This is a genomic window from Lapillicoccus sp. (assembly GCF_025353065.1).
In the GTDB taxonomy this organism is placed as follows: Bacteria; Actinomycetota; Actinomycetes; order Actinomycetales; family Dermatophilaceae; genus Lapillicoccus.
Genome location: NZ_JANXRJ010000320.1, coordinates 1 through 24,390 on the forward strand (window position 1 = coordinate 1; position 24,390 = coordinate 24,390).

Consider the following 24,390-nt stretch of genomic DNA (forward strand, 5'->3'; position numbering starts at 1 on the left):
CCCACTGGCACACCCGCGGCGGACCCACCACCATCGACAACGGCGCCCTGCTCTGCCCACGCCACCACACCCTCGTCCACGACCGCGACCTGTCCGCGACCATCGACAACACCCACGTCACCTGGCACACCTGACCACCCCGCCCCCCACCCCGCCCCAACCACGGCGGGGCCACCAGCACGAGCAAGGAGCAAGACGGGCCATCAGGCCTAGGACAGCTGACGGACGACCTCGTCGAGCTCGGTGACGTCGTACCAGAGCAGGTCGGGGTCGTTCCTCGACCCGAAAGGGGTCTCCTCGAGGTGGAACGACACGATGCGGCGCAACGGCACGGGCTCGCGGAGCACCACGCTGGAGGCCGGCAGCCCCACGGCCGGCTGAAACATGTCGAGGTGCTCCGACTCCACGTCGGCGGCGACGATCACGAGGCGGTCGTCCTGGTCACGGTCGAGAGCGGCCTGCTTGGCCTCCCCCAACGCGATGAACTCCAAGCCCTCCTCGTCCTCAGAGGGGTACTGACGTTCGAGCCACTGCGTCACGGCATACGCCTCGCGGGCCTGGAGGGTGCGCGTTTCCTGGAGCGTTCGGACCGCTGCGGGGTCGATCGGCAGGTAGATGCGGCACTGGCGCACGGAATGGCCCTCCCGGTGGCGTCTCGACCTCGTCGGCGGCCGTCCGCCGCTGGTCGGCAGCGTAGCGCGGATGCCGTGACCGGACCGTGGAGGCGCTCCGGCGTGATGTCATGCCCGCCCGGTGGCCACCCCGGGATCCGACCGGTCCTCCCGACCTGAGCGGTCCTCCAGACCCGCCGACCCCGACCCCGGGAGGGCGGCCGGCGCCAACGCCGCAGCGGACCCGGGAAGCTCGTCAGGGTCGGCGAGCGCGACGAGTGAGGTCCGGAGCGACGTCGCGATGACCGCGGGACGGCGGCCGACGTCCATGAGGTTGCCGCCGATCGCCTCGAGGTCCTCGTGACCCGGGCCGATCATCGTCACCTCCGCACCGTCGGCGTGGACGGTCGTCATCTCGCGCAGGGCCCGGGCGGTGACGCGGGTCCGCCACTGGCGCTCGAGGCGCGAGAAGAACTGGGCCGGGGTGTCGGTGTCGAAGGAGACCTGGGGAGCGAGGACGTAGACCTCGTCCAGCTCGAGCCCGACCATCAGGTCGAGGTTGGTCGAGGACCAGGTCCCCCCGTCGATGAACCGGCGCTCACCGATGCGCACCGGCTGGTACCACCCGGGGATGGCGCACGACGCCATCACGGCGTCCGCCACCTCCGCGACCGGGGCACCGTCCCGTCCGAAGGGCACGCGCACGCCGGCGTCGTAGTCGAAGGCGACCACCGTGAGACCGGGGCGACCGACCCACCCGGACGGAACGACGTGGCTGATCATGGCGCCCACGCTGTCCAGCCGGCCCCGGCCCTCGGGCATGAGCGCCGCCAGCACAGCGGTGGGCGGGAGCTGACGGAGCTCGCGAATTCCCTTGCGCAGCAACAACGGTGATCCGACACCACCCCTGGGTGTCGACGGTCGACCATCGCCCGTGGCCTCGTCGTAGTCCCATTCGAAGCCCGCGAGCGGACCGTGGTCGATCCGGCCTTCGAGCTGATGGGTCCGCAGGTCGTCGACCCCCACACCGGCCGCGATCAGCGTGCACAGCACCGAGCCGGCCGAGGTGCCGACATACTCGTCGAAGGATCGGGCATCGATCCCGGTGACCTCCTCGAGCGCGCTCAGCGCGCCGATCGCCCACGCCGCCCCGAGGACTCCTCCCCCACCGATGACCAGGCCGCGACGCGTCACCGCTGCCCGCCCTCACGCACGTCGGCGAGCTCGGCCAGCGAGTCGACGATGCTCTGGCCGAGCACCTCGACGTCGGGCATCGCGTTGCGATCGGCATTGAGGCCGTAGTAGACACCGCCGTCGTAGGAGGTCAACCCGATCGCGAGCGCCTGGCCGCGGGCGAGCGGCATCACGGGGTAGGTCGAGAGCATCGGGGCACCCCCGGCATACAGGGTGCTCTGGGGGCCGGGCACGTTGGTGATGATGACGTTGAACAGCCGCCGCGACATCGCGCTCCCGAGGCGGGCGCCGAGCGAGTGCAAGGTCGGAGAGGCGAATCCCGCCAGCCCCACGAGCCGCTCGGCTCCGACGGCCTGGCCGGCCTCGATCTGCTGACGCATGGAGAAGGCGATCTGGTGCAGGCGCATCGACGCCCCGGGCTCCCCGACCGGCAGGTCGACGAAGCAGGCGGTGAGGCGGTGGCCAACGACCGGCGAGTCCCGACCGGAATCGACACTGACCGGCACGAGCGCCCGGACGACCGAGCTGGCGTGGACGGGCTCGCCCCGCGTGAGCAGCCACGCCCGGAACGCGCCGGCGACGGCCGCGAGGACGACGTCATTGACGCTGACGTCGTCGGCGTAGGCGCCGCGCGCGAGGCGGGAACGGACTGTGCGGTAGTCATCGAGGTCCGTGCCCACCATGACGAACCGCCGCGCGTGCCCGATCTCGGCGTTGAGGGGGGAGGTCGGGGCCGGGCGAGCGGCACCACGCGCCACGGTGAGGGCCAGGGAGCCCAGACCGCCGAGCATCCGGCCGCTGACCTCCTTCACCTCGTTGAGACCACCACGGACCGACTCGACCACCTGGCTCGGCATGAAGATCGCGTCGGCCACCGCGTCGCCGACGAGCTGGAGGTCGCTGGGCTCGTGCTGGGGCCGCCAGGAGTCGACGACCTCCGTCGCCTCCTGCGCCGAGGGACCGACGATGAGCTGGGAGATGTCGACCGCGTGGACCCCGTCGACGAGGGCGTGGTGCGTCTTGGTGATGATCGCGAAGCGACCGTGCTCGAGCCCCTCGACGAGGTAGACCTCCCACAACGGACGCGAACGGTCGAGCGCGCGGGGCTGGATGCGGGCGACGAACTCCTCGAGCTGCTCGTCGGTCCCGGGTCGCGGCAACGCGGCCTGGCGCACGTGATAGCTCAGGTCGAACGACTCGTCGTCCACCCAGACGGGGTTGGCGAGCCGGCCGGGCACCTCGCGCACCTTCTGCCGGAACCGGGGATAGCCGACGATCCGCTTCGCCACGAGGGCGAGCAGGGCGTCGTGGTCGAAACCGTCCTCGGGTGGGTCGAAGACCATGACCGACCCGACGTGCATGACCGTCGTCGGCTCCTCGAGATAGAGGAACGACGCGTCGAGGGAGCTCAACCGGTCGGGCACCGGCTCATCGTGTCAGAACCGGCGGCTCCCTCCCCTCACCGTCCGGCGGCTGTCACGGAACTCACGTCGACCTGCCCGGTATGCCGCTACCGCCCGGTTCTCCGGTGCCCGTCGGCGTGTCGCGGACCAGGCGCTGCCGCACTCGGGAACTTCCCGCCGTCCCCCACGTTCTCCGCAGGGAGGACCCGCCACGGCGAGACCATCGGCACCATTGGCCGTCGATGCCGCTCGGGGTCGTCGATGCCGCTTCGGGTCGCCCGACCACAGAGGGAACCGCCGAGCCCGACACCCCCCGACACGCCCGAGCAGAAGTGGTGGTCACCCTGTCCAACCGCGCCCAGCGAGTCGCACCCGGCCCCGTCCGCAGCACAGTGGGCGCCGTCGCCGTCGCCACCCTCCTCGCGGCGTGCGGCTCCGGCTCCACCGGTCCGACGGCCTCCAGCACCAGCAGCACGGGCAGCACCACCAGCACGGGCAGCACGGGCAGCACCACCAGCACCACCAGCACCACCAGCACGGGCAGTACGGGCAGTACGGGCAGTACGGGCAGCGCCACGTCACCCGCCACGTCACCGGCCACGTCCCCCACCGGCCGGCAGCTTGCGGTCTCCGTGACCGGGAGGACGATCACCCCGGCACCCGCCCAGGTGGACCTGGGCGTGGGTGAGACCCTCACCCTCGTCGTGACCATCGACCACGACGACCTGCTGCACGCGCACGGGTTCGAGATCGAGAAGGCCGTTACCGCCCGGACGCCCACGACGATCACGCTGACCGGCGCCGAGCCGGGGGTCTACGAGATCGAGACGCACGAGCCGGCGCTCACGCTGTTGACCGTCGCCGTCCGCTGAGACCCGAACGGTCAGCATGAGCGGCACCGGCCTCGTGGCCACCCTCTCGACAGCCCTGGGGACGGGTCTGCCCGTAGCCGTTCCGGTCCATGGCGTGGGGTCCCGTCAGGACCTGCCCCTGCCCTTCACCGCTCTCGTCATCGGCGCGGCGCTCGCCCTGCTGGCCTCGTTCGTCGGGCTCGGACTGCTCTGGCGCGAGCCACGCCTGCACGACGACGACGGCTGGGCCCTCCCCCGGACGGTGCAGTCCGTCCTCGACTCACGGTGGACCCGGGGGGTCGCCGCGGGGCTCTCGGGCGTGCTCACCGTCTGGGTCCTCGTCTCGCTCCTCGCCGGTCGGGACACCGCGGACAACCCGGTGGGCTACGTCGTCTACGTCTGGCTCTGGGTCGGGCTCCCCGTGCTGTCGCTGGTCTTCGGTCCCGTCTGGACCACGCTCAACCCCCTGCGCCGGCTGCACCGCGGCCTCGCGTCCGTGGCTCGGATCGACCGCGACGCCCGGCTCACCGACGCCCACCCCGGGAGGTGGCCCGCCGCAGTCCTGCTGCTCGTCTTCACCTGGCTCGAGCTGGTGGCGCCGGACCGCACCACGCTGCCGGTCCTGCGGATCGCTGTGGCCTTCTTCGTGCTCGTCAGCATCGCCGGCTCGCTCATCTTCGGTCGGTCGTGGTTCCGCGAGGGCGACCCGTTCGAGGTGCTGTCCCGGGTCTATGGGCAGCTCTCCCCGCTGGCGCGACGGGGCGACCGACGGTTCGCCCTGCGGACCCCCGTCCACAGCCCCAGCCTCCTGCCCGCCCGGCGCGGCCTGCTGGCGACGGTGTCGGTCCTGCTCGGCGGCACGGCATACGACAGCCTGAGCAGTGACATCCGGTATGCCGCGTGGGTCCAGTCGACCTCGGCACCCGAGCTGCTGCGCACCGCCACCCTGGTCGCCACCTGTCTCGTCGTGGGACTCGCGCTGCTGCTCGCCGCCCGCATCGCTGCCCGGATCGCGGGCGTGCCCGGCCACGGGATGGGCGAGTACTTCGCCCCCTCGGTCATCCCCATCGCGGCGGGATACCTCGTGGCGCACTACTGGTCCCTCGGGATCTTCCAGGGGCAGCGGACGCTGGCCCTGCTCAGCGACCCCCTCGGCACCGGGGCCGACCTCCTCGGCACCGCCGCGATCGTGCCCGGGCAGGCTCTCATCGCCCCCACCCTCGTCGCGGCCGTCCAGGCCGGGGCGATCGTCCTCGGTCACGTCCTCGGGGTCGTCGTCGCCCACGAACGCGCGGTGCGGCTCTTCGACCGCCGCTCGGCTGTCCTCGGTCAGCTGCCGCTGATGGTGGTCATGGTGCTCTACACCGTCGGCGGCCTGTCGCTGCTCTTCGCGGCCTGACCCGAGCCGACCGGGTGAGGTCGGGACGAGATCCGGCGCGAGATCCGGCGCGAGACCCGGCGCGAGATCCGGCGCGAGATCGGGGCAGGATCGGCGCTCAGCTCCGCCGGGCGCGCCGGGTCGCGCCGAGGGCGATCCCCCCGACCGTCGCGGCGAGCGCGCGGACGGCGGCGCGGACCGGCGAGGCCGGCGCGCACTCCGCGAGCACCCGCCCCTCGAGCATCGCGACGTCGAGCCCTGCCCGGTCCTCCGGCACGAAGGTCACCTCCTCGATGCCCGCGAACCGGGCGAGGGCCTCCGAGACCCGCGCCTCCGGCCGTGAGCCGACCGCCCCGGGACGCACGCGGTTGACGACGACCATCGGCGACGGTGACGGCACCGTGCCGAGCTCCTGCAGCCCGCGCACGAGGCGTTGCAGGCCGACCGGGTCGCAGGAACCGATGGCGAGGACCACGTCGGCTCCGGCAAGCGCGGTCAGCGTCGCGGCGTTGCGCCGTGGTGCCTGCGTGTCGTAGCTGAGCTCCTCGTCGTCCTCGAGGCTGAAGCCGCAGTCCACGACGACCACCTGGGCCAGCAGCCGCGAGATCTCGAGCACGCGCTCGAGGGCGCCGGCCCGCAGCTCGGACCAGCGTTCGGCGCGGGGGATGCCCGTCAGGACCCGGAGGCCGGGCAGCACCTCGGGCGAGATGCGCGCCAGGGCGGGAAGGTCGAGCGTGCCCTGGTCGGCGGCCCGGGCGGCGGCGGCGACACCCGGTGCCTCGTCGAGCATCGACAGCGACTGCGCCACCGATCCGCCGTAGGTATCGAGGTCGACGAGCAGGGTGGGCACCCCCAGCCCCGCCAGCTCCGCCGCCAGGTTGACAGCGATCGTCGTGCGCCCCGGTGACCCAGTCGGTCCCCACACGGCCACGACTCGCCCGGGGGTCGCGACCTCGTCCTCCGGTGGCGTCTCGGGCACCTGACCGAGCGGGCCCCGACTGCCGTATGCGGCCCGGTCACCGCTCCGGCCACTCGCCGTCGCCTCCGGTGAGTCATCGCCGGGTGCCAGGCTCGCGCTCGGGTCACCCCTTCCGGACAGGGGATCACTCGCGCCGGGCAGCCCGACCGGGCCGGCTCCCGCCGTGACCGCCTCCTCCAGCGTGGGCAGGTCGGCGTCCGCCGGCACGACGACCGGGATGCCGAGCTGACGGAGGCGACGCTCGGAGCCCTCGTCGCCGGGGACGGACAGGCCGACGACGAGGATGCCCGAGGCCTGGAGGCCGGCGACGACGGTGAGGTCGAGGCCCCGGAGGTCCTCGGAGACCATCGCCACCGAGCCGAGTCCCGAGGCCGCGGTGGCCAGCAGGTCGGCGAGGTCAGCGCAGCGACGGACGAGGCGCACCTCGCGGGAGGCCTCGAGATGGGTGGCGACCGCACTGTCCCACCGGTTGCCGAGGGCCGTGAGCACGGCGGTCATGACGCGGCGGTCATGAGGCGCTCTTGGACCCCGGCACCGGGACGAGCGTGAATCGCGACAGCCGGTCGCTGGCGCTGATCACGGTGGCGACCTGGTTCTTGGGCACGAGCAGCTGGACGGCCGCCTCACCACCCGACCCCCCGAACGCGCCACCGGCCTGGGGGACGCCGGCCACCGAGACCGCAGCGATCGTCCGCACCGCCTCGAGGTAGCGCGCCTGGGTGCTCGCGGGGTCGCGCGGACTGACCCAGACGTCGACGACGGAGCCCACCGCGAGGGACGCCACCGAGGTGGCGTCCACCTTCACCGTCACCGACTGGACGTCGACATCGGACCGGCCGCCGATCGCGGTCAGCGGCACCAGCTCACCCTCGGGGACGATGCGCAGGGCGAACCGGTCGGCCGGCACCCCGGCCCTGGCCGTCAGGTAGCGTCCGGCGCGGTCACCGAGCCGGACGTCAACGCGCACGAGGTTGTCGCCGCTGAGGGCGTCGCCGGGCTTGAGTGCCCGCGCCGCGGCATACATCGGGACGTCGTCGTCGGCACTGGCGATGACCTTCGCACCGAGTGTCGTCGCCAGCAGCACGAGGACGATCCCGATGATCAGACGCGAGTCACGCCACGACGGGCGTTGCAGTCGTTTTGCGACGGGTCTCGCCAGTTCAACCACGTTCGTCCCCCATGTAACCTCGTCACCCGATTCCAGCCGGACGACTACCGGTTGCGTCTTCCATCATGGATGACAACGGCTCGTCACGCACACCGATCGGTGTAGACCTGTGGACAGATGGGAGACACGTGTTGACCTGTGCCAAAATGTGCGCAACTTTAGGGCGATCCCCTAGGGTAAAGAAGCAGTAAAGAAATACGACTGACGTTCGGACATCCGTGACACCGAGCGATCGGTCCACATCCCGACAACCGGGACACCAGGCCCGGGATCCACCCCACCAGTGAGGACTTATCCCGACGATGCCCACGCAACGTTTTCTCCAGCTGTCCGAAGTGTCTGAGGTCCTCAACATCTCTTCGGCGCAGGCTTACGCTCTCGTGCGTTCCGGCGAGCTCCCCGCGATCAAGGTCGGTGGGCGGGGGCAATGGCGGGTCGAGACCACCGAGCTCGAGAGCTATATCGCCCGGATGTACACCGAGACCAAGGAGTTCGTCGCCTCCCATCCCTTCGGGTCGGCGGGGGCCGAGGGGCTCGAGAACGGCTGAACCACCAGGAGGGGTCGCCGCCGTCGGGGCGGGAGCAGCTCCTCTCCACGAAGCGGCTGCAGCGACCGCTGCCGGCGCTTCGTGGTTGCCGGGCCTGCGAGCCACAGCCACCAGGACCGATGCGTGTCAGGACCGGCGTCGGACGGCCGCCATGGCCGCAAACGGGACCGACCGGATCGCGACCACGTGCTCGGGGCGACGGGGGAGGTCGCTCGGGTGCTCCGCGAGGTCGACGAAGTCGCGCCCGACGACGTCGATGGTCCCGGTCAGCGCCGTCCCCTCGAGGTCGATGACCTCGACGACGGCCCGGTCGCGGCTGACCGCACGGAGCGCCGACCCCAGCCCGAAGGCCTTGGCCACGGCGCCGACCTGCTCCGACCGGGCGGAGGCGCCGGTGATCATCCGGATCGCGGCGAACGCGACGAGCACGGGGTGCTGCGGCCTCTCGGCCAACAGCACCCAGTCGGCGCCGACGCCGGTGACCCGTCCGGCCACCGTCCCGGCGCCGGCGACCCGCACGCTGACCGGGTCGCCGGCCTGGCAGGCCGTGAACCGGTCCTGGAGCCCGAGCAGCGCCCGTTCACGGCGCGTCCGGTCCGCGACCTCGGCGTCGAGGTCACGTCGGCCCTCCTCCACCGATCTGGCTTCGAGGTCGTCGAACAGCTCGTCCCACCGCACCGGTCCAGCCCCTTCCGATCGGCACGCACGGCAGGTGCGCGTCGTCTGCGCCCTCGGACAACCTGCGCCATGGTGCCAGACGGGTGGGTCGTCGCGCCGGGCCCACCTTGACACCGCCGTCTCTCGTCACCGAAGATCAGCAAACGTAGGTAAACGTCTATCAGCGGAGTTCAAATGAGCCAGATGTCCGGTAAAGGCCGTCAGCGGGGTTCGCGCAGACACCGCGCCTGGCGGCCCGTGGCGGTCGCGTCCGCCGGTCTGCTGACGGCGGCCCTCGCCACGGTGCTCTTCGCCCTGCTGGCCCGCGACACCGGTCAGCGGCTGCTCTCCTCCCTACCGGCGGTGCCTTCCGACTACCTGGTCTGCGCGCTCGCCGTCGCGGGAGCCCTGCTCACGACCTGGATCGGCCTCGGTGTCGTGACAACAGCACTCTCCGCCGTGCCGGGAGCGGTCGGTCGGGTGGCTCGGGTCGTCGCGGACCGCGTCGCCCCGGCGGCCGTTCGACGCGGGGTCGCCTTCCTGCTCGGCACCGCACTCGTCGCATCGTTCGCGCCAGGAGCCGCCGCCGGCTCCCCGGTGGGTCCGGATCAACCGGGGTCTGGCCTCGGCACCACGGGGAGCCTCGTCATCGCTGCCCCGTTGCCGGATCTGCGTCCGGCCTCGGCGGCCGACGCCCCCGATCCGTCGCTCCGGCCCGACGGCGCCGTCGCCAGCGCTGCCGGAACGGGTACCGCCGCACCCACCAGCGGCACGCCCACCAGCGGCGTACCAGCCAGCGCCTCCTCCAGCGCCGCACCAACCAGCGCCGCACCAACCAGCGCCGCACCATCCGCACCGGCTCCACCACCTTCCGCGACCCCCGCGACCCCCGCGACCCCCGCGACCCCCGCGACCCCCGCGACCCCGAGCGGGAGCACCAGCGTGGGTGCGCTCGCCCCGAGCGCACCACGGCCGTCGCTCGTCCCGGCCGCCCGGCCCGTCACCGCCGAGGCCCTCCCGTCGACGACGGAGTTCGTGGTCGTCGGCAGGGGCGACACCCTCTGGGACATCGCCGCTGCCCACCTCGGGAGCGGGGCGACCACGGCATCGATCGCCACCGAGTGGCAGCGCTGGTATGCCGTCAACAAGGCCCTGATCGGCGGTGACCCCGACCTCATCCGACCCGGTCAGCGCCTCGTGGCGCCGTCGCCGCTGCATCGGACGGCGGCCACCGTGCCCACGGCACCCACCGCACCGACCGCGTCCACCGCACCGACGGCAGGTGCCGCGTCATGACGAGAACCCGGCTCCGAGTACTGCCCATCCCGTCCAGCGAGCCGCCCGTCATCGACGCCGACGAAGCGCACCGACGGTGGCCGGCGCCGTCCGCGGACTACGTCCAGGACGCTCTGGCCGTCGACTTCGGACACGACGACGACGAGACCTGGTTCGATCGACGACCCACCAGGACCCTCGACCTGCCTGACCCCGAGCTGTTCACCGCCCGGATCAGCCAGGCCATCGTCGAGGTCCTCGCCGGGACCCGGCCGGCCCCCCAGGTGGTCCGGTGGACCAGCGCAGACGTGTATGCCGTGCTGGCCAGGCGGTCCCTCGTCGCTGCCCGCCGCGGAGTGGCCGCCGGACGATCGCCCGTCGTCCGGCGGGTCCGCGTCTGTCAGCCCGCCGACGGCGTCATCGAGGCGAGTGCCGTGGTCTTCCACCCCGACCGGGTGCGCGCCATGGCGCTGCGCCTGATCGGGCTCGACGGGCGCTGGGTCGTGACCGCGCTGCAGGTCGGCTGAGACCGCGTCGCAGGCAAGGCGCCGCACGGGTCACCGCGGTCAGCTGACAGCGGTCACTTCCCGCGTCGACGGGCCTTCTTGGACATCCGCTTCGGCGGACCCGGCTCGGCCCCCTCGGGCTCGTCCACCACGTCGCGCTCCTCGATCGACCCGTCGTCGCCGGGCGCCGAGTAGTGCAGCCGGCGGGCACTCGGCCCACCCAGACCCTTCGCGGTGATGATCGGAGCTGCCTTCACCGCCCGCGCGCCCTGTGCACCGGCACGACTCGCGTCCTGAAGACCGGCGTCCTGCAGACCGGCGTCCTGCAGACCGGCGCCGTGGGACCCAGCGCCTCCCCCCGCGGCGACCCCGGCACCCGACACCCCGAGCTCCGAGCCCTCGGCCCCGTCGGAGACCTCGGCACCGGCGGACCGGTCGGACGCGCTGGGCGCATCGGCGACGGCCTCACCGCCGGACAGGGCTCCGAGGAGCTGCCCGACCGGCACGGGAGCCGTCTGCAGCGGAGCGGCCGCAGCGGCTTCGTCAACCTGGACCTCGACGCTGAACAGGTAGGAGACGGACTCCTCCTTGATCCCGTCCATCATCGCCTCGAAGAGCAGGAAGCCCTCGCGCTGGTACTCCACGAGCGGGTCCCGCTGGGCCATGGCGCGCAGGCCGATGCCCTCCTGGAGGTAGTCCATCTCATAGAGGTGCTCACGCCACTTGCGGTCCAGCACCGACATCACGACCCGGCGCTCCACCTCACGCATGACCTCGGAGCCGAACTGCTCCTCGCGCTCGTCATAGGCGCGGTGGGCGTCCGACATCAGCATCTCGCGCAGCAGACCAGCCGAGATGTCGCCGCGACCCCCGGCCTCCGCCGCGACGTCGTCGATGCTCAACGAGATGGGGTAGAGCCCGCGCATCGCGGTCCAGAGCTTCTCGAGGTCCCAGTCCCCGGCATACCCGTCGGCCGTGGCCGCGTCGACGTAGCCGGTGATGGCGTCGTTGACGAAAAGGCGCACCTGCTCCTCCATGTCCTCGCCCTCGAGGACCCGGCGACGCTCTTCGTAGACGACCTGGCGCTGGCGGTTGAGCACGTCGTCGTACTTCAGGACGTTCTTGCGGATCTCGTAGTTCTGCGCCTCGACCTGGCTCTGCGCACTGGCGATCGAGCGGGAGACCATCTTGGACTCGATGGGGACCTCGTCCTCCATCCGCGCCGTGGTCATGAAGCGGTCGACCATCGCGGCGTTGAAGAGCCGCATGAGGTCGTCCTGGAGCGAGAGGTAGAACCGCGACTCGCCGGGGTCGCCCTGACGGCCGGAACGACCGCGCAGCTGGTTGTCGATCCGGCGCGACTCGTGCCGCTCGGTGCCGAGGACGTAGAGACCGCCGAGCTCGGTGACCTCGTCGTGCTCCGCCTGCACAGCCTCCTCGGCATCGGCAAGCGCCTGCGCCCAGGCGGCCTCGTAGTCCTCGGGGGTCTCCTCGGGATCGAGACCGCGCTTCTTGAGCTCGGCCACGGCGCGGAAGTCGGGGTTGCCGCCGAGCATGATGTCGGTGCCGCGACCAGCCATGTTGGTCGCCACGGTCACGGCTCCCCGGCGGCCGGCGTCCGCGACGATGGTCGCCTCGTCGGCGTGGAACTTCGCGTTGAGGACGGTGTGCTTGATCGCCCGACGGTTCAGCTGCTGGGACAGGTGCTCGCTCTTGGCGACGCTGACGGTGCCGACGAGCACGGGCTGGCCGGCGGCGTGCCGCTCGGCGATGTCATCGACGACGGCGGCGTACTTCGCCTCCTCGGTGCGGTAGACGAGGTCGGCCTCGTCCATCCGGATCATCGGCATGTTGGTCGCGATGCTGACGACGCCCAGCTTGTAGATGCTGTTGAGCTCGGCGGCCTCGGTCTGAGCGGTGCCCGTCATGCCGGAGAGCGTGGAATACATCCGGAAGTAGTTCTGGAGCGTGATCGTGGCGAGCGTCTGGTTCTCGTTCTTGATCTCGACGCCCTCCTTGGCCTCGATCGCCTGGTGCATGCCCTCGTTGTAGCGCCGGCCGGGCAGCATCCGGCCGGTGTGCTCGTCGACGATGAGGATCTCGCCGTTCATGACGACGTAGTCCTTGTCCTTCTTGAACAGCTCCTTGGCCTTGATGGAGTTGTTGAGGTAGCCGATGAGGGGGGTGTTGACCGACTCGTAGAGGTTCTCGATGCCGAGCAGGTCCTCGACCTTCTCGATGCCGGACTCGAGCACGCCGATGGTGCGCTTCTTCTCGTCGACCTCGTAGTCGCCCTCGCCGGACTCGAGCTCACCGCGCTCGAGCCGCTTGGCGAAGCGGGCGAACTCGACGTACCACTTCGTGGCCGCCTCGGCCGGGCCGGAGATGATCAGCGGGGTGCGGGCCTCGTCAATGAGGATCGAGTCGACCTCGTCGACGATCGCGAAGTTGTGACCGCGCTGGACGAGCTCCTCGGGCGACCATGCCATGTTGTCGCGCAGGTAGTCGAAGCCGAACTCGTTGTTGGTGCCGTAGGTGATGTCCTTGGCGTACTCGACACGGCGCTGCTCCGGAGTCATCGAGGCGAGGATGCAGCCGGTCTCGAGACCTAGCGCCCGGTGGATGCGCCCCATCAGCTCGGACTGGAACTCCGCGAGGTAGTCGTTGACGGTGACGACGTGCACGCCCTTGCCGGTCAGGGCATTGAGGTAGGAGGGCAGCGTCGCGACGAGCGTCTTGCCCTCGCCGGTCTTCATCTCGGCGACGTTGCCCTGGTGCAGGGCCGCACCACCCTGCAGCTGGACGTCGAAGTGGCGCTTGCCGATGGTCCGCCGGGACGCCTCCCGGACGGCGGCGAAGGCCTCGGGCAGCAGGTCGTCGAGCGACTCGCCGTCCGCGAGGCGCTTGCGGAAGACGTCGGTCTCGCCGCGCAGCTCGTCGTCGCTCAGCTTGACGAAGTCGTCCTCGAGCGCGTTGACCTGGGCGGCGATGCCCTCGAGCTTCTTGACGACGCGACCCTCGCCGGCTCGCATCAGCTTTTCAAAGACCTTCGGCACGCTCTCACTCCCGGAGTGCAGACAGACACGAGTAGACAGACACGAGTGCAGACTGGACGACGGCATCGCGGCGTCCCACGACGGCGGGACCCGTCCAGCGTAGTCGTTCATCCACCGTCCAGCGCAGTCGTCGGCCGGACCCCCAGCCAACGGCCGAGTCCCCCGTCGGCGTTCCCGGAGCCGAGACACACCTGTGTGTCGATGCCGTGCGGCCAGGGTCGAATCCACTTGCGAGGCGACGTCGTGCGGTAGTTGTGTGGTCCCATGCCGCCCAAGGGTTGTCCGGAGCTGGTGCCCACGATGGGCGACGGGGTCGTCACCCTCCGCGCGCTGCGCGAGGACGACCTCCTCGAGATCATCGAGCAGAGCCGGGACCCGGTCACCGTCCGGTGGACGACGGTCCCCCGCGACTACCAGCCGCACGACGCGCAGGAGTTCCTCGACCGGGTCCGCCAGGACTGGGAGACCAGCGCAGGCGAGCACTGGGTCGTGGAGGCGGAGGGGCGCCTCGCGGGGCTCGTCTCCCTCACCCCCAGGGGCGACCAGGCCGTCGAGGTGGCCTTCGCGGCGCACCCCGCGACCCGCGGGCGCGGCTACCTCACGCGGGCGGTCGGGCTGGTCTGCGACCGGGCCTTCGCACAGGGCCGCCAGCTCGTCCTGTGGCACGCGATGGTCGGCAACTTCGGGTCGCGGCGGGTGGCCTGGCGCACCGGCTTCACGATCACCGAGCCGCAGCGCACGATGATGCGCGGCACGATGCGCACGGTCTGGACCGGGACCCTCACCGCCGACGAACCGCGCGAGCCGCGCACCCCGTGGCTGACCTCGCCGGTTCTCGAGGGGGACGGCATCCGCCTCCGACCGTTCGCCGAGACCGATATCGACGCCGTGCCCGTCACGCTCGACCCCGCGAACCAGCGGTGGATGCGCTACGGCGCACCGACCCGCGACACGTATGCCGCGTGGCTGGTGGAGAGGGGCGTTCGCGCCGCCACCGGCGCCGGGCTGGCGTGGGCGATCACCAGCAACAGCAACGATGTTCAGGGCGGGGCTGACACGCCGCTCGGCAGCATCCAGCTGCACCGCCTGGGGATCCCGACGCTGCCCGACTCCGGCATGCTCGCCTACACCCTGTTCCCGGAGGCCCGTGGACGTCGGGTCATGGCCCGCGCCCTGGATCTCGTCCTCCGCCACGCCTTCGCCCCCGCAGACGACGGCGGACTAGGACTGCGCCGGCTGTCGGCCGGCGCCGACGTCGACAACCTCCCGTCCCTCGCGGTGCTGCGCCGAGCGGGTTTCCGCGAGGTCGGGACGGAGCGACGCGCGATCATCGCCGGTCAGGACGCCGTCGACGCGGTCCTCCTCGACCTGCTCGCCGACGACGACCGCGATGCCCAGCGCGCAGGGCCGGCAACGGCGCCCGTGCTGCGGACCGCGCGGCTGACGCTTCGGCCGTGGCGTGACGACGACGCTCCCGGACCGGGTGAAGGCCCCGACGAGGCGAGCCTGCGCTTCATGCCCGCCGGCGTGCACCCGGACACCGCGGACTTCCCCGCGTGGCTGGCCCGCCAGCGCCGTCGGGCGGCGTCCGGGCAGCACGCGGTCTGGTGCCTCGCCGACCCGGTCACCGACCATGCCCTCGGGTGCGTCTCGGTGTTCGACATGGGCCCGATGGACGGCCGGTTCGACGCCGAGGTGGGCTACTGGCTGCACCCGCCGGCTCGCGGCCACGGCTACCTCCCCGAGGCACTGCCCCCCGTCATCACCCACGCCTTCACGGCCATCGCGGACGGTGGCCTCGGGCTGACCCGGTTGCACGCCGCCACCGACGCGGACAACCACGCCTCGCAGGCCGTCCTCGAGCGGGTCGGGTTCCAGCAGTGGGGCGCCGACCGGCAGGCCTACCGTCGCAGCGACGGCTCGCTGTGCGACGGCGTCTACTTCGAGCTGCTCGCCACGGACGAACGCATCGACCAACGGGCGCACCTGCGGCGCGGCATACCGGAGGTGACGGTCGAGGGTGAGAAGGTCCGGCTGCGGCCGCTGCGGGACGGCGACGTCGCCCGCATCACCGAGGCCTGTTCGGAGGAACGCACCCTGCACTGGCTCGCCGGTCTGCCCCGCCCCTACACGAGCGCCCATGCGCTGCAGTACGTCGCGCGCTGCCACGCGCTCGCGGCCACCCGCACCGGCCTCTTCTTCGCGGTCGCCGACCCGGAGGACGACCGGATGCTGGCGTCGGTGGCCGTGATGGACCTCGCCGGCGAGACATCGGGGCTGGGTGAGGTCGGCTACTGGGCCCATCCCGACGCCCGGGGCCGCGGGGTGATGACGGCCGGGGTCGCGATGCTCGTGCGGCACGCCTTCGCCGCGGAGGAGGCCGGCGGGCTCGGGCTGCGCCGACTCGTCCTGCACGCCGCAGCGGGCAACACCGCGTCCCAGCAGGTGGCCGAGGCGAACGGCTTCGTCCGCACCGGCCGGCAGCGCAGCGCCGAGCTGCTCGGCGACGGCACCTGGACCGACCTCGTCGACTACGACCTGCTGGCGACCCCCGCACCCTGAGCCGGCGTGCCCTGAGCCGGCCTTCCCTCAGTCGGTCTTCCCTCAGTCGGGTCGACGGCCGCCGACGTCGCGGAGCCCGTCCCGCAGGCCGTGCCTCAGCTCTCGAGCTCGCACCCGGCGGCCGGGGACGAGCGTCTGGACGAGCAGCAGGTGGCGCGCGAGGCCGACGACCTGCCCGACCGCCCACCCCGTATGCCGCCGACCGTGCCGCCGGACGAGGCGAATCCGGTTGCGAGACAGGTAGTAGTAGCGGAAAGGCGCCGACACCGTCAGCACCAGCGGCCGGCCTGCCACGACGACCGGCCGGCCCAGGAGTCGCACCGGGTGCCCGGTGCCGAGCCGGTGCCCGATCGTCGTTCCGGGGGCGACGACGACCTCGCCGCCCGCGTCGAGACAGCGCAGGAAGAAGTCGGTGTCGACGCCGTCGATGACCAGCGACTCGTCGAAGGCACCGACGCGGTCGAGGACCGCTGTCGGCACGAGGAGCCCCGACTGGACCGGTTCGCGACCGGGCAGGACGCCGGGCAGCCCCTGCCGCCCCGACCGCCCCGACCACCCGCGGCGCACCATCGACGGCAGGCCCTCGACGTGCTCGGGCCCGACCAGGGCGACCGCAAGACCGTCCGCCACGGCCGTCCGCCAGGCCGCGACGAGCCGGTCGACGTGGTCGGTCCCGAGCCGCGAGTCCTGGTCGACGGTGAGGATGGCCGTCACCTCGGGCCAACGCGAGCGGGCTTCTGCCACAGCAGTATTGAGCGCTGCGGCGATCCCGGAGTTGATCTCGTGGCGGAGCACGACGGCCCCCGCGTCGGCGCAGGCCACCAGGACCTGCCCGGTCCCCGCGTCCGGGCTCCCGTCGTCGACGACGACGACCCGGCCGGTCTGGGCGCGGAGGTCGGCGACGAGGTCGGCGAGGTTCCCCGGCGGGTCGAAGGCGGGAACGACCGCGGCCACGAGCGTGCTGGTCATGTCGGGGTCGGTCATGTCGGTGTCGGTCTTGTCGCGGTCGGTCATGTCGCGGTCGGTCATGTCGGGGCGACGGCACCGTGCCGGTGCCCGCCGACGAGACCCAGCCAGTCGGCCATCTCGGTCAGGGTCTCCTCCAGGGCCTCGTGGTCGGGCGGTCCGGTGCCGGGTTCCCACGTCACCCGAGGGACCCGGAGCACCCCCGCGGCCCGGTCGGCCTTGAGGTCGCAACGCGCCACGAGTCGGTCTCCGTGCAGGAAGGGCAGGACGTAGTAGCCGTGCACGCGCTGGTGCGCCGGCGTGTAGATCTCGATGCGGTAGTGGAAGTCGAACAGCGACCGGGTGCGCTCGCGCTGCCACACCAGGGAGTCGAACGGGCTGAGCAGCGCTCTCGCGTCGACCTTCCTGGGGACGCGGGCCTCGGCATGCAGCCAGAGCGGCCGCGCCCAACCGTCGACCTCCACGGGTTGGAGCTCGCCGCTCGCCTCGAGGGCGGCGATCGCCGGCTTGGCCTGGACTCCCTTGAGTCGGAAGTAGTCGCGCAGGCAGAGCTCGCTCCCGATGCCGTGGGCACGGGCCGCGATCCGGACCATCTCGACGGCCGCGTCCTCGCGGCCGAGCCGCAGCGACGGGTCGACCCAGAGGTCGCGCACGGCCGGTGGGGCCACCTGGGCGAGCCCGGCGTAGCGTCTCTCGAACTGCGCGCTGCGTCCGGCCGAGGAGATCTCCCCCGCCCAGAAGAGGTGTTCGAGCGCCATCTTCACGAGCGACCAGTTCCACCCCCAGTGGTCCTTGCTCCGCGGGCGGTCGTGCTGGAGCGCGACCTCGACCTGTCGTGACGTCAGCGGGCCGCGGTCCTCGACCTCGCGGCATACGGCCTCGACGATCTCGGGGTGCTCACGGGCCACCCGCATCATCCCGCCCCAGGCGTCGTCGTGGACGCGGTCCATCCGGAAGGTGAGCAGCGGCCAGGTCGCCGGCGGGATGAGGCTGGCCTCGTGCGCCCAGTACTCCACCAGCCGACGCGGTGCCCGGTCCCGGGCACGGTCGAGCAGGGCGGTGTCGTAGGGCCCGAGCCGGGAGAAGAACGGGAGGTACTGGCTGCGGCTCACGACGTTGACACTGTCGATCTGGATGATGCCGACGCGGTCGATGACCCGTTGCACGTCCCGGATGCCGGCCGCCCACGGCTTCGGACGTCGATCGAGAAAACCTTGTGCCGCCAGGGCGATCCGGCGCGCCTGACCCCTGGTCAGACGGCGGAGCGCCGTGGTCACGCTTGGCGGGGGTCGATGATGTTCTGGCGGACGGCATACATCGCCGCCTCCATCCTCGTGTGGAGCTGGAGCTTCTCGAGGATGTTGCGCACGTGGTTCTTGACGGTGTTCTCGGAGATGAAGAGCACCGTGCCGATCTCGCGGTTGGCCATCCCCCGGGCGACCAGCCGGAGGACCTCGATCTCGCGGACGGTGAGCTTGGGGGCGTGCGGGTTGGGCGCCTCCGCGTCGCGCCGGCTGATCAGGGCGAACTCGGCCAGCAGCTTGGACGCCATCGACGGCGAGATGAGGGACTGACCCGTGTGGACGGCGCGGATGCCGGCGGCGATCTCCTCGCCGGGCACGTCCTTGAGCAGGTAGCCGTTCGCCCCGGCCCGGACCGCCTCGAACAGGTCGCTCTCCTCGTCGGAGATCGTCAGCATCACGATCTTGCTCGACGGGACGATCTCCTTGATGGACAGGCAGGCCTCGATGCCGGTGATTTTCGGCATCCGCACGTCCATCAGGATGACGTCGGGCAGCAGCTCCTCGGCGCGGGAGATGGCCTCGGCGCCGTTGGCCGCCTCGCCGACGACGTCGATGTCGCCCTCCTGCTGGAGGACCATCTCGAGACCGCGACGGAACAGGGCGTGGTCGTCGGCCACCAGGACGCGGATCGCGTCGGCGCCGTCGGGCCCGGGACCCGAGGGGGCAGGAGCGATCGACGACGCACCTGCCGCTGGGTCCATGGGGGCATCATTGCACGAGCCACCGGCCGCGCGGATGACGCCTGCACGACCGGTGGACCCTCGCTCAGACGGCGTGACCCATCGCGCCCACGGTGCCGCCCGCGTCGATCGCACCGACGGCCGCGGCCTGGGCCGCGAGCACCTCGAACGCCTCGTGCGCGTGCCCGGCATCGTGCTCGGCGCCGGGGTCGACCTTGAGGTGGATGACTCCGTAGGACCACCCTCGTCGCCGGTAGACGACGCTCGGCTGGTCGGTATCGGCGTCGTGGAAAAGATAGAAGTCGTGACCGACGAGCTCCATCTGGTTCAGCGCGTCCTCGAGGGTCATCGGGGCACTGGCGTGGATCTTCTCGCGGACCTCGATCGGCGAGTCACCCACCGCTCCGAACGAGGTGGCCTCTTCACGCGCGGCACCCTCGGGCAGCCCGACGAGGGCGACCCCGTCGGTCCCGGGCGAGATCCGGCTCGTGGCCAGCGCCACGGACTCCGGGACCCGTCGGCCGCCGCGGGACACCCGACGACGGTCGCCGACCCGACGGAGGCGCTCGAACAGCTTGTCGAGGGCGGCGTCGAGCGCGGTGTACTTGTCATCGGTCGCGGCCTCGGCCCGGATCACGGGCCCTTTGGCGTGACAGGTGATCTCGACGGACTCTGAGTTGCGGGCGGTCTTCTCGTGAGTGACGACGACGTCGACCCGAGAGACCTTCGGCAAGAGCTGCGGCACCTTGGAGAGCTTGTCCTCGAGATGCTCGCGGAACCGGTCTGTGACCTGGGCGTGACGCCCGGTGACGACGATATCCACGTAGTCCTCCTCGCTGTAGGGATCCACACTGCCGGGATGGGCAACGTAGGGATCGAGTGGGCAGGGCCGGGCAGGCCCACGGCGCCGGTGCCACCACCTCCGATCCGTCCTCGAGACTCGGGACTCCTGCTTCGAACCGTAGTCCGGTCGGGGCCCCCGCGGAACCCACGAAATGTCCCGCTTCCACGACCCTCTTCCGCGAGCTTCTTCCGCGAGCCGCTTCCACGACCCGCCTGCACGACCCGCCTGCACGACCCGCCTTCCTGACCCTCTGCCACGACGGGCCGGTCAGCACTCCTCCCCCTCCAGCGAGCGTGGAGCCCGGGTGGTTCCCCGGGGCTGCCGCTGGGTCGCGGCGAGGGTGACCGCGACCTCGACCCGCGCGCCGACTGCCCGCAGGGCCCGGGCCGCCTCGACCAGGGTCGCGCCGGTTGTCACCACGTCGTCGACGAGGACGACCGGCCGCCCGCTGAGCAGCGCCCTGGCAGCCGGCCGCACGGAATACGCGCCGGCGAGGTTGCCGGCCCGGGCCTGGTGGCCGAGCCCGGCCTGGTCGGCGACCCGGCGCACCGGGTGGAGCGCGTCGGCGACCCCATCGTGCCCGAGGGCCCCGACGGCCTCGCGGGCGAGCGCGAGGAGGGGCGAGTCCCCGCGCCGTCGCACGGCGGCTCGCGACGACGGCACCGGCACCACGAGCTCGTCGCCCGCCGGCCGCCCGAGCGCTGTCAGGGGCCGACGCAGGACCGCCCCGAGGAGCGGCAGCAGATCGCGGCGGTCGTCGTCCTTGTAGGCCGTCAGCAGCATCCGGAGGATCCCGGCATACGGCGCCGCAGCGACGACCACGGGCAGACCCGGCGGGCAGGGGTCGGGGCGGGTGACCCGCGGTTGCGTCCACAGCTGCCCGGCAAGGAAGTCGGTGCACCGGTGGCAGAGAGCCCCGATGACGGGCTCACCGCACGCAGCGCACCGGCCGGGGAGGGCCAGGTCGAGGAGCGAGACCCAGAGGAGGTGGCCCAGCGGCCGCAGCCGGGGCCCCGGTCGGCTCCCGGCGGCTCCGCGGCTCATCCCCCCAGTCTCGGGTGCGGGTGCTCCGGGCCGTGTCGCCGCAGACGTGGCCTGTGGACAACGGCCCACGGGCCAGCGTGTTGTCTTCGGCGCGTCTGGCGTCGGGGGCTGTGCGAACCCGCCGCGGAACGGCACAATGCTCGGGGTCCGAGGGGTTCGAGGGGTGTCCGGACAAAACCCATCACATCTCCACCCAGCGAGAAGCGTGTCGGCGAACTACGCTATAGAGAACAAACCCGAAAAAGGCGACAGATGTACCCAAAGGGAGGACCCGTGATGGGGGCCAACAAGTGGTCGAGCGGCATGTGCCTGCGCCTCCTCGTCGCGGTCGTCGTCGTCCTCGTCAGCGGCCTCGGCGCCGACGGCTACCGCATCCTGCCGTGGGCCCTGCTCGTCATGACGATGGAGCTCGTCACGGCGTTCCTCCTCCAGGACGTCCAGGTCATCGTGCGCCGTCGCCTGGTGTATGCCGCTGCCCCCACTGCCGTCGGCGCCGTCTGCGCCGGGCTGGCGATCGCGGTCGGCCCGAGCGCCCTCCCGCTCGCGATCATCCCCATCTACCGGGCGGCCGAGCGATGGGGACGCAAGGGCGCCGCGATCACCACCTCGGTCTGGTTCGCCAGCGCGGCCCTGGTCCTGATGCTCGTGCCCCACTCCCCCTCCTTCGACCTCGGGCTCGCGGGCCGGTGGGCGGCCATCGCCCTGATGATCGCGCTCGGCGCCTGGTGGACGCACCGCACCTCCACGCGCCTGGGCGGGTCGGTCAACCCGATCGCCGACGAGGCCGCTCTCCTGCTCAGCCGCCTGGCCCGGCTCACCTCCGACCTCCAGGGAGGCTTCGACCCGGCCACCTCGGCCGAGATCCTGCTCGACACGCTGGGCCGACCCGGTCCGCTCGCGCGCAGCGCCGTCCTGGTCGGGTCGACAGAGGACCAGCCCGTCCCGCTGGCGCTCCGTGGCGCTGATCGGGTGCCCTGGCCGGACCCGACGGTGGACCGAGGCGTCATCGGCCAGGCCTGGCGGTGGGGTCGGACCGGCTCGACGTGGGACCCCGAGGTCCACCGGGAGCTGCGGGCGGTCCCGCTGGTCGCCAGCGGCGGCGAGCAGATCGGGATCATCATCCAGGACATCATGGCCACGGCGCCCTCCGACGACTCGGCGCTCGACGAGCTCCGCACGGTCGCCCAGCACTTCGGTCCGCTGATCGGAGTGGCCCTGGCGTTCACCAACCTGCGCGAGCGGGCCGGGTTCGAGGAGCGCGAGCGGCTCGCCCGGGAGATGCATGACGGCATCGCCCAGGAGCTCGTGGCGCTCGGCTTCCACCTCGACCTCATCACCCGCACGGCCGGCAAGGGGGACCACCCCTCGGAACAGACCGTGGCGCAGCTCGAGACAGCCCGCACCCAGCTGCGACGCATCCTCGGCGACCTGCGCTCGCACATCTCCGACCTGAGGGTTTCGGTGCGGCCCGAGCGCGGACTCGGCGCCACGATGACCTCGCGCCTGCAGTCCTTCGGCACGTCGACGGAGGTGGTGGTGAGCCTCCGGCTCGACGAGTCGGGTTTCCGTCTGCCGGCTCGGGCCGAGACCGCGCTCTACCAGCTCTTCCTCGAGGGACTCGCCGACGTCAAGAGCGGCGGGGCGACCGGTGTCGACGTCGACCTCACCGTGATCGCCCCCGACGCGACCCTCCGGATCCGCCACGACGGCTGCTCTGCCCTGACCCAGGACGCCTTCGCCACCCACTCCCTGGTCCTCGCGGGTGGACACATCACCATCGACACGGCCGGTGGGCTCGATCTCGTCGCCCGGCTCAGCATCCCCCAGACCCTGTGCGCCCCCGTCCACGTCAACGAAAAGGTCCCCCAACCGACATGAGCAGCGCGATCCAGGCCCACCCCGGTCCCACACCCGGCTCCCCGCCCCCCTTGAGGGTGATGCTCGTCGACGACCACGAGCTCGTCCGGCAGGGCATCAACTTCCTCCTCACCTCCGACCGCGGCATCCAGATCGTCGCGGAGGGGTCGAGCCTCGCCGAGGGGATGGCCCTCACGCGGTCCACCGCTGTCGACGTCCTCGTCGTCGACGTGTCCCTGGGTGACGGCTCCGGCCTCGACCTCGTCCGGCATGCCCGCGGACTGCGGCCGCGGCTCGGCATCGTCGTCCTGACGATGCACGACGACGACAACACGCTGCTCGAGGCCCTCGACGCCGGGGCTTCCGCCCTCGTCCTCAAGAGCGGCTCGGCCGACGAGGTGATCTCCGCGGTCAAGCACGCCGCGACCGCGCCGGAAGCCTTTGCCGCGGCCGGGATGGCCGCGGCCATCCGTCGACGCAACAGCCCCGAGAACCCGAAGCTCACCGTCCGGGAGACCGAGGTGCTCCAGCGGCTGGCCGCAGGCGACTCGGTGGCGGCGGTCGCCAAGCAGCTCTACATGAGCGAGTCGACGGTCAAGACGCACATCGCCAAGCTCTACGACAAGCTCGGCGCCAACAACCGGGCGAGCGCCGTGATGGCGGCGATCCGGGCCGGGCTGATCAAGTCCTGACCGGGGTAACCGACGTCAGCCGGGGTGCGCCGGGGTCAGCCCCGATCAGCCCCGGCCGGCCCGTCGGCCGACCTCACACGTGGCTGAAGACGTCGACCATCCGGATCGCCGCCGGGCCGATGATGACGATGAAGAGGGCCGGGAAGATGAAGAGCAGCATCGGGAAGAGGATCTTGACGGGCACCTTCTGGGCCTTCTCCTCCGCCTGCTGACGCCGGACCAATCTCATCTCCTTGGCCTGCTCACGCAGCACGGAGCCGAGCGGGAGCCCGAGCCGGTCGGCCTGGACGAGCGCGGTCACGAACGTCTTCATCTCCGGGACCTTCGTGCGGTCGGCGAGCGACCGGAAGGCCGGCCCCCGGCCCTTGCCGATCTGGATCTCGGACAGGACCCGGGTGAACTCCCCCGCCACCGGTCCGGAGACGGACCGCGCTACCTGCATCAACGCTCCGTCGAAGCTCAGTCCCGCCTCGACGCACACGGTGAGCATGTCGAGCGCCTCGGCGAGGCCGCGCTGGAGATCCTGCTGACGCTTGATGCCCTGGTTGTAGACGAGCAGGTCGGGAACGAAGAAGCCGGCTGCCGCGCCCGCTGCGGCGAAGAGCAGGCCTTTCAGGGACAGACCCCCGAAGAAGAGGCCGAGAAGGAAACCCGCGACGAGCCCCGCACCCTTCGCTCCGAGGACGCGGTCCGAGGTCCAGCCGGGCGGGTTGCCGGCGAGGTCGAGGAGCCGCGTGATCCGCTCCGTGGCGCCGACCGGGGAGAGCTTGGACCCGAGACCCCTCGTGGCGGAGAGGATCGGCGTCAGCAGTCGG

Annotated in this window: 21 protein-coding genes; 8 read left to right on the forward strand and 13 right to left on the reverse strand. The window is 71.8% G+C overall.

What is annotated here, in order from left to right; genetic code table 11:
- Positions 1 to 209: 209 nt before the first annotated feature.
- The 3 genes from Q0R63_RS23375 to Q0R63_RS23385 all read right to left on the reverse strand — a co-directional run bounded on the left by Q0R63_RS23375 (position 210) and on the right by Q0R63_RS23385 (position 3,229).
- Positions 210 to 632, reverse strand: a complete 423-nt coding sequence (locus tag Q0R63_RS23375) for a hypothetical protein (RefSeq protein WP_295702601.1) — start codon at positions 630 to 632, stop codon at positions 210 to 212.
- 108 nt (positions 633 to 740) lie between these two features.
- A complete protein-coding gene (locus Q0R63_RS23380; protein ID WP_295702603.1) occupies positions 741 to 1,805 on the reverse strand; it encodes a patatin-like phospholipase family protein in 1,065 nt (354 codons plus the stop codon).
- Entirely contained in the window at positions 1,802 to 3,229 is a 1,428-nt protein-coding gene (locus tag Q0R63_RS23385; RefSeq protein WP_295702605.1) for a wax ester/triacylglycerol synthase family O-acyltransferase, read from the reverse strand. Before Q0R63_RS23385 ends, Q0R63_RS23380 begins: the two co-directional genes overlap by 4 nt.
- 221 nt (positions 3,230 to 3,450) lie before the next feature.
- On the opposite strand from Q0R63_RS23385, the gene Q0R63_RS23390 reads away from it, so the two are divergent.
- Together Q0R63_RS23390 and Q0R63_RS23395 are read left to right on the forward strand one after the other, a co-directional pair.
- Entirely contained in the window at positions 3,451 to 4,080 is a 630-nt protein-coding gene (locus Q0R63_RS23390; protein WP_295702607.1) for a hypothetical protein, read from the forward strand.
- Positions 4,081 to 4,096: 16 nt separating this feature from the next.
- A complete protein-coding gene (locus tag Q0R63_RS23395) occupies positions 4,097 to 5,458 on the forward strand; it encodes a hypothetical protein (protein ID WP_295702609.1) in 1,362 nt (453 codons plus the stop codon).
- A 97-nt stretch (positions 5,459 to 5,555) separates the two neighbouring features.
- On the opposite strand, the gene Q0R63_RS23400 is transcribed toward Q0R63_RS23395, so the two are convergent.
- Together Q0R63_RS23400 and Q0R63_RS23405 are read right to left on the reverse strand one after the other, a co-directional pair.
- Positions 5,556 to 6,914 (reverse strand): hypothetical protein, encoded by a 1,359-nt coding sequence (locus Q0R63_RS23400; RefSeq protein WP_295702611.1) that lies wholly within the window; start codon positions 6,912 to 6,914, stop codon positions 5,556 to 5,558.
- A gap of 10 nt (positions 6,915 to 6,924) precedes the next feature.
- The gene (locus Q0R63_RS23405; protein ID WP_295702613.1) at positions 6,925 to 7,584 is read right to left on the reverse strand and encodes a hypothetical protein; all 660 of its coding nucleotides are present in this window, start codon (positions 7,582 to 7,584) and stop codon (positions 6,925 to 6,927) included.
- Positions 7,585 to 7,886: 302 nt separating this feature from the next.
- Between Q0R63_RS23405 and Q0R63_RS23410 the strand changes: the two genes are divergently transcribed.
- Entirely contained in the window at positions 7,887 to 8,132 is a 246-nt protein-coding gene (locus Q0R63_RS23410) for a helix-turn-helix domain-containing protein (protein WP_295702615.1), read from the forward strand.
- Between the two features lie 126 nt (positions 8,133 to 8,258).
- Here the strand turns inward: Q0R63_RS23410 and Q0R63_RS23415 are convergent, their stop codons facing one another.
- A complete protein-coding gene (locus Q0R63_RS23415) occupies positions 8,259 to 8,810 on the reverse strand; it encodes a hypothetical protein (RefSeq protein ID WP_295702617.1) in 552 nt (183 codons plus the stop codon).
- Positions 8,811 to 9,047: 237 nt separating this feature from the next.
- On the opposite strand from Q0R63_RS23415, the gene Q0R63_RS23420 reads away from it, so the two are divergent.
- Together Q0R63_RS23420 and Q0R63_RS23425 are read left to right on the forward strand one after the other, a co-directional pair.
- On the forward strand, positions 9,048 to 10,085 hold the full coding sequence (locus Q0R63_RS23420; RefSeq protein WP_295702619.1) for a LysM peptidoglycan-binding domain-containing protein: 1,038 nt from the start codon (positions 9,048 to 9,050) through the stop codon (positions 10,083 to 10,085).
- Positions 10,082 to 10,591 carry an Rv3235 family protein gene (locus Q0R63_RS23425; protein WP_295702621.1) on the forward strand — a complete coding sequence of 170 codons (510 nt, stop codon included), beginning with the start codon at positions 10,082 to 10,084 and terminating at the stop codon, positions 10,589 to 10,591. The genes Q0R63_RS23420 and Q0R63_RS23425 overlap by 4 nt, the downstream gene beginning before the upstream one ends.
- A gap of 53 nt (positions 10,592 to 10,644) precedes the next feature.
- Here Q0R63_RS23425 and secA read toward each other — a convergent pair whose 3' ends face one another.
- Positions 10,645 to 13,626, reverse strand: a complete 2,982-nt coding sequence (gene secA / locus Q0R63_RS23430; protein WP_295702623.1) for a preprotein translocase subunit SecA — start codon at positions 13,624 to 13,626, stop codon at positions 10,645 to 10,647.
- Positions 13,627 to 13,890: 264 nt separating this feature from the next.
- Between secA and Q0R63_RS23435 the strand changes: the two genes are divergently transcribed.
- Positions 13,891 to 16,188, forward strand: coding sequence for a GNAT family N-acetyltransferase (locus tag Q0R63_RS23435; protein ID WP_295702625.1), 2,298 nt, complete (start codon positions 13,891 to 13,893; stop codon positions 16,186 to 16,188).
- A gap of 42 nt (positions 16,189 to 16,230) precedes the next feature.
- Here the strand turns inward: Q0R63_RS23435 and Q0R63_RS23440 are convergent, their stop codons facing one another.
- The 5 genes from Q0R63_RS23440 to Q0R63_RS23460 form a co-directional block, all read right to left on the reverse strand.
- Positions 16,231 to 17,217 (reverse strand): glycosyltransferase, encoded by a 987-nt coding sequence (locus tag Q0R63_RS23440; protein WP_295702628.1) that lies wholly within the window; start codon positions 17,215 to 17,217, stop codon positions 16,231 to 16,233.
- Positions 17,214 to 18,431, reverse strand: a complete 1,218-nt coding sequence (locus Q0R63_RS23445; protein ID WP_295702630.1) for a crosslink repair DNA glycosylase YcaQ family protein — start codon at positions 18,429 to 18,431, stop codon at positions 17,214 to 17,216. Before Q0R63_RS23445 ends, Q0R63_RS23440 begins: the two co-directional genes overlap by 4 nt.
- The gene (locus tag Q0R63_RS23450) at positions 18,428 to 19,159 is read right to left on the reverse strand and encodes a response regulator transcription factor (RefSeq protein WP_295702632.1); all 732 of its coding nucleotides are present in this window, start codon (positions 19,157 to 19,159) and stop codon (positions 18,428 to 18,430) included. Before Q0R63_RS23450 ends, Q0R63_RS23445 begins: the two co-directional genes overlap by 4 nt.
- Positions 19,160 to 19,223: 64 nt before the next feature.
- The gene (gene raiA, locus Q0R63_RS23455) at positions 19,224 to 19,961 is read right to left on the reverse strand and encodes a ribosome-associated translation inhibitor RaiA (RefSeq protein ID WP_295702641.1); all 738 of its coding nucleotides are present in this window, start codon (positions 19,959 to 19,961) and stop codon (positions 19,224 to 19,226) included.
- 288 nt (positions 19,962 to 20,249) lie between these two features.
- Positions 20,250 to 21,026, reverse strand: coding sequence for a phosphoribosyltransferase family protein (locus Q0R63_RS23460; RefSeq protein ID WP_295702634.1), 777 nt, complete (start codon positions 21,024 to 21,026; stop codon positions 20,250 to 20,252).
- Positions 21,027 to 21,302: 276 nt separating this feature from the next.
- Here Q0R63_RS23460 and Q0R63_RS23465 point away from each other — a divergent pair, with 276 nt between their 5' ends.
- Both Q0R63_RS23465 and Q0R63_RS23470 read left to right on the forward strand, forming a co-directional pair.
- The gene (locus Q0R63_RS23465) at positions 21,303 to 22,904 is read left to right on the forward strand and encodes a histidine kinase (RefSeq protein ID WP_295702643.1); all 1,602 of its coding nucleotides are present in this window, start codon (positions 21,303 to 21,305) and stop codon (positions 22,902 to 22,904) included.
- A complete protein-coding gene (locus Q0R63_RS23470; protein WP_295702637.1) occupies positions 22,901 to 23,575 on the forward strand; it encodes a response regulator transcription factor in 675 nt (224 codons plus the stop codon). Before Q0R63_RS23465 ends, Q0R63_RS23470 begins: the two co-directional genes overlap by 4 nt.
- 73 nt (positions 23,576 to 23,648) lie before the next feature.
- On the opposite strand, the gene Q0R63_RS23475 is transcribed toward Q0R63_RS23470, so the two are convergent.
- On the reverse strand, positions 23,649 to 24,390 hold a 742-nt coding region (locus tag Q0R63_RS23475; protein ID WP_295702639.1), incomplete at its 5' end, for a type II secretion system F family protein.

What these genes read in the sequence shown, in the direction of transcription:
- Q0R63_RS23390 (WP_295702607.1), top strand. Translation starts at nt 3,451, where the DNA reads ATGCCGCTCGGGGTCGTCGATGCCGCTTCGGGTCGCCCGACCACAGAG.
- Q0R63_RS23395 (WP_295702609.1), top strand. Translation starts at nt 4,097, where the DNA reads ATGAGCGGCACCGGCCTCGTGGCCACCCTCTCGACAGCCCTGGGGACG.
- Q0R63_RS23400 (WP_295702611.1), bottom strand. Translation starts at nt 6,914, where the DNA reads ATGACCGCCGTGCTCACGGCCCTCGGCAACCGGTGGGACAGTGCGGTC.
- Q0R63_RS23410 (WP_295702615.1), top strand. Translation starts at nt 7,887, where the DNA reads ATGCCCACGCAACGTTTTCTCCAGCTGTCCGAAGTGTCTGAGGTCCTC.
- Q0R63_RS23425 (WP_295702621.1), top strand. Translation starts at nt 10,082, where the DNA reads ATGACGAGAACCCGGCTCCGAGTACTGCCCATCCCGTCCAGCGAGCCG.
- Q0R63_RS23435 (WP_295702625.1), top strand. Translation starts at nt 13,891, where the DNA reads ATGCCGCCCAAGGGTTGTCCGGAGCTGGTGCCCACGATGGGCGACGGG.
- Q0R63_RS23440 (WP_295702628.1), bottom strand. Translation starts at nt 17,217, where the DNA reads ATGACCGACCGCGACATGACCGACCGCGACAAGACCGACACCGACATG.
- Q0R63_RS23450 (WP_295702632.1), bottom strand. Translation starts at nt 19,159, where the DNA reads ATGGACCCAGCGGCAGGTGCGTCGTCGATCGCTCCTGCCCCCTCGGGT.
- Q0R63_RS23460 (WP_295702634.1), bottom strand. Translation starts at nt 21,026, where the DNA reads ATGAGCCGCGGAGCCGCCGGGAGCCGACCGGGGCCCCGGCTGCGGCCG.
- Q0R63_RS23465 (WP_295702643.1), top strand. Translation starts at nt 21,303, where the DNA reads ATGGGGGCCAACAAGTGGTCGAGCGGCATGTGCCTGCGCCTCCTCGTC.
- Q0R63_RS23470 (WP_295702637.1), top strand. Translation starts at nt 22,901, where the DNA reads ATGAGCAGCGCGATCCAGGCCCACCCCGGTCCCACACCCGGCTCCCCG.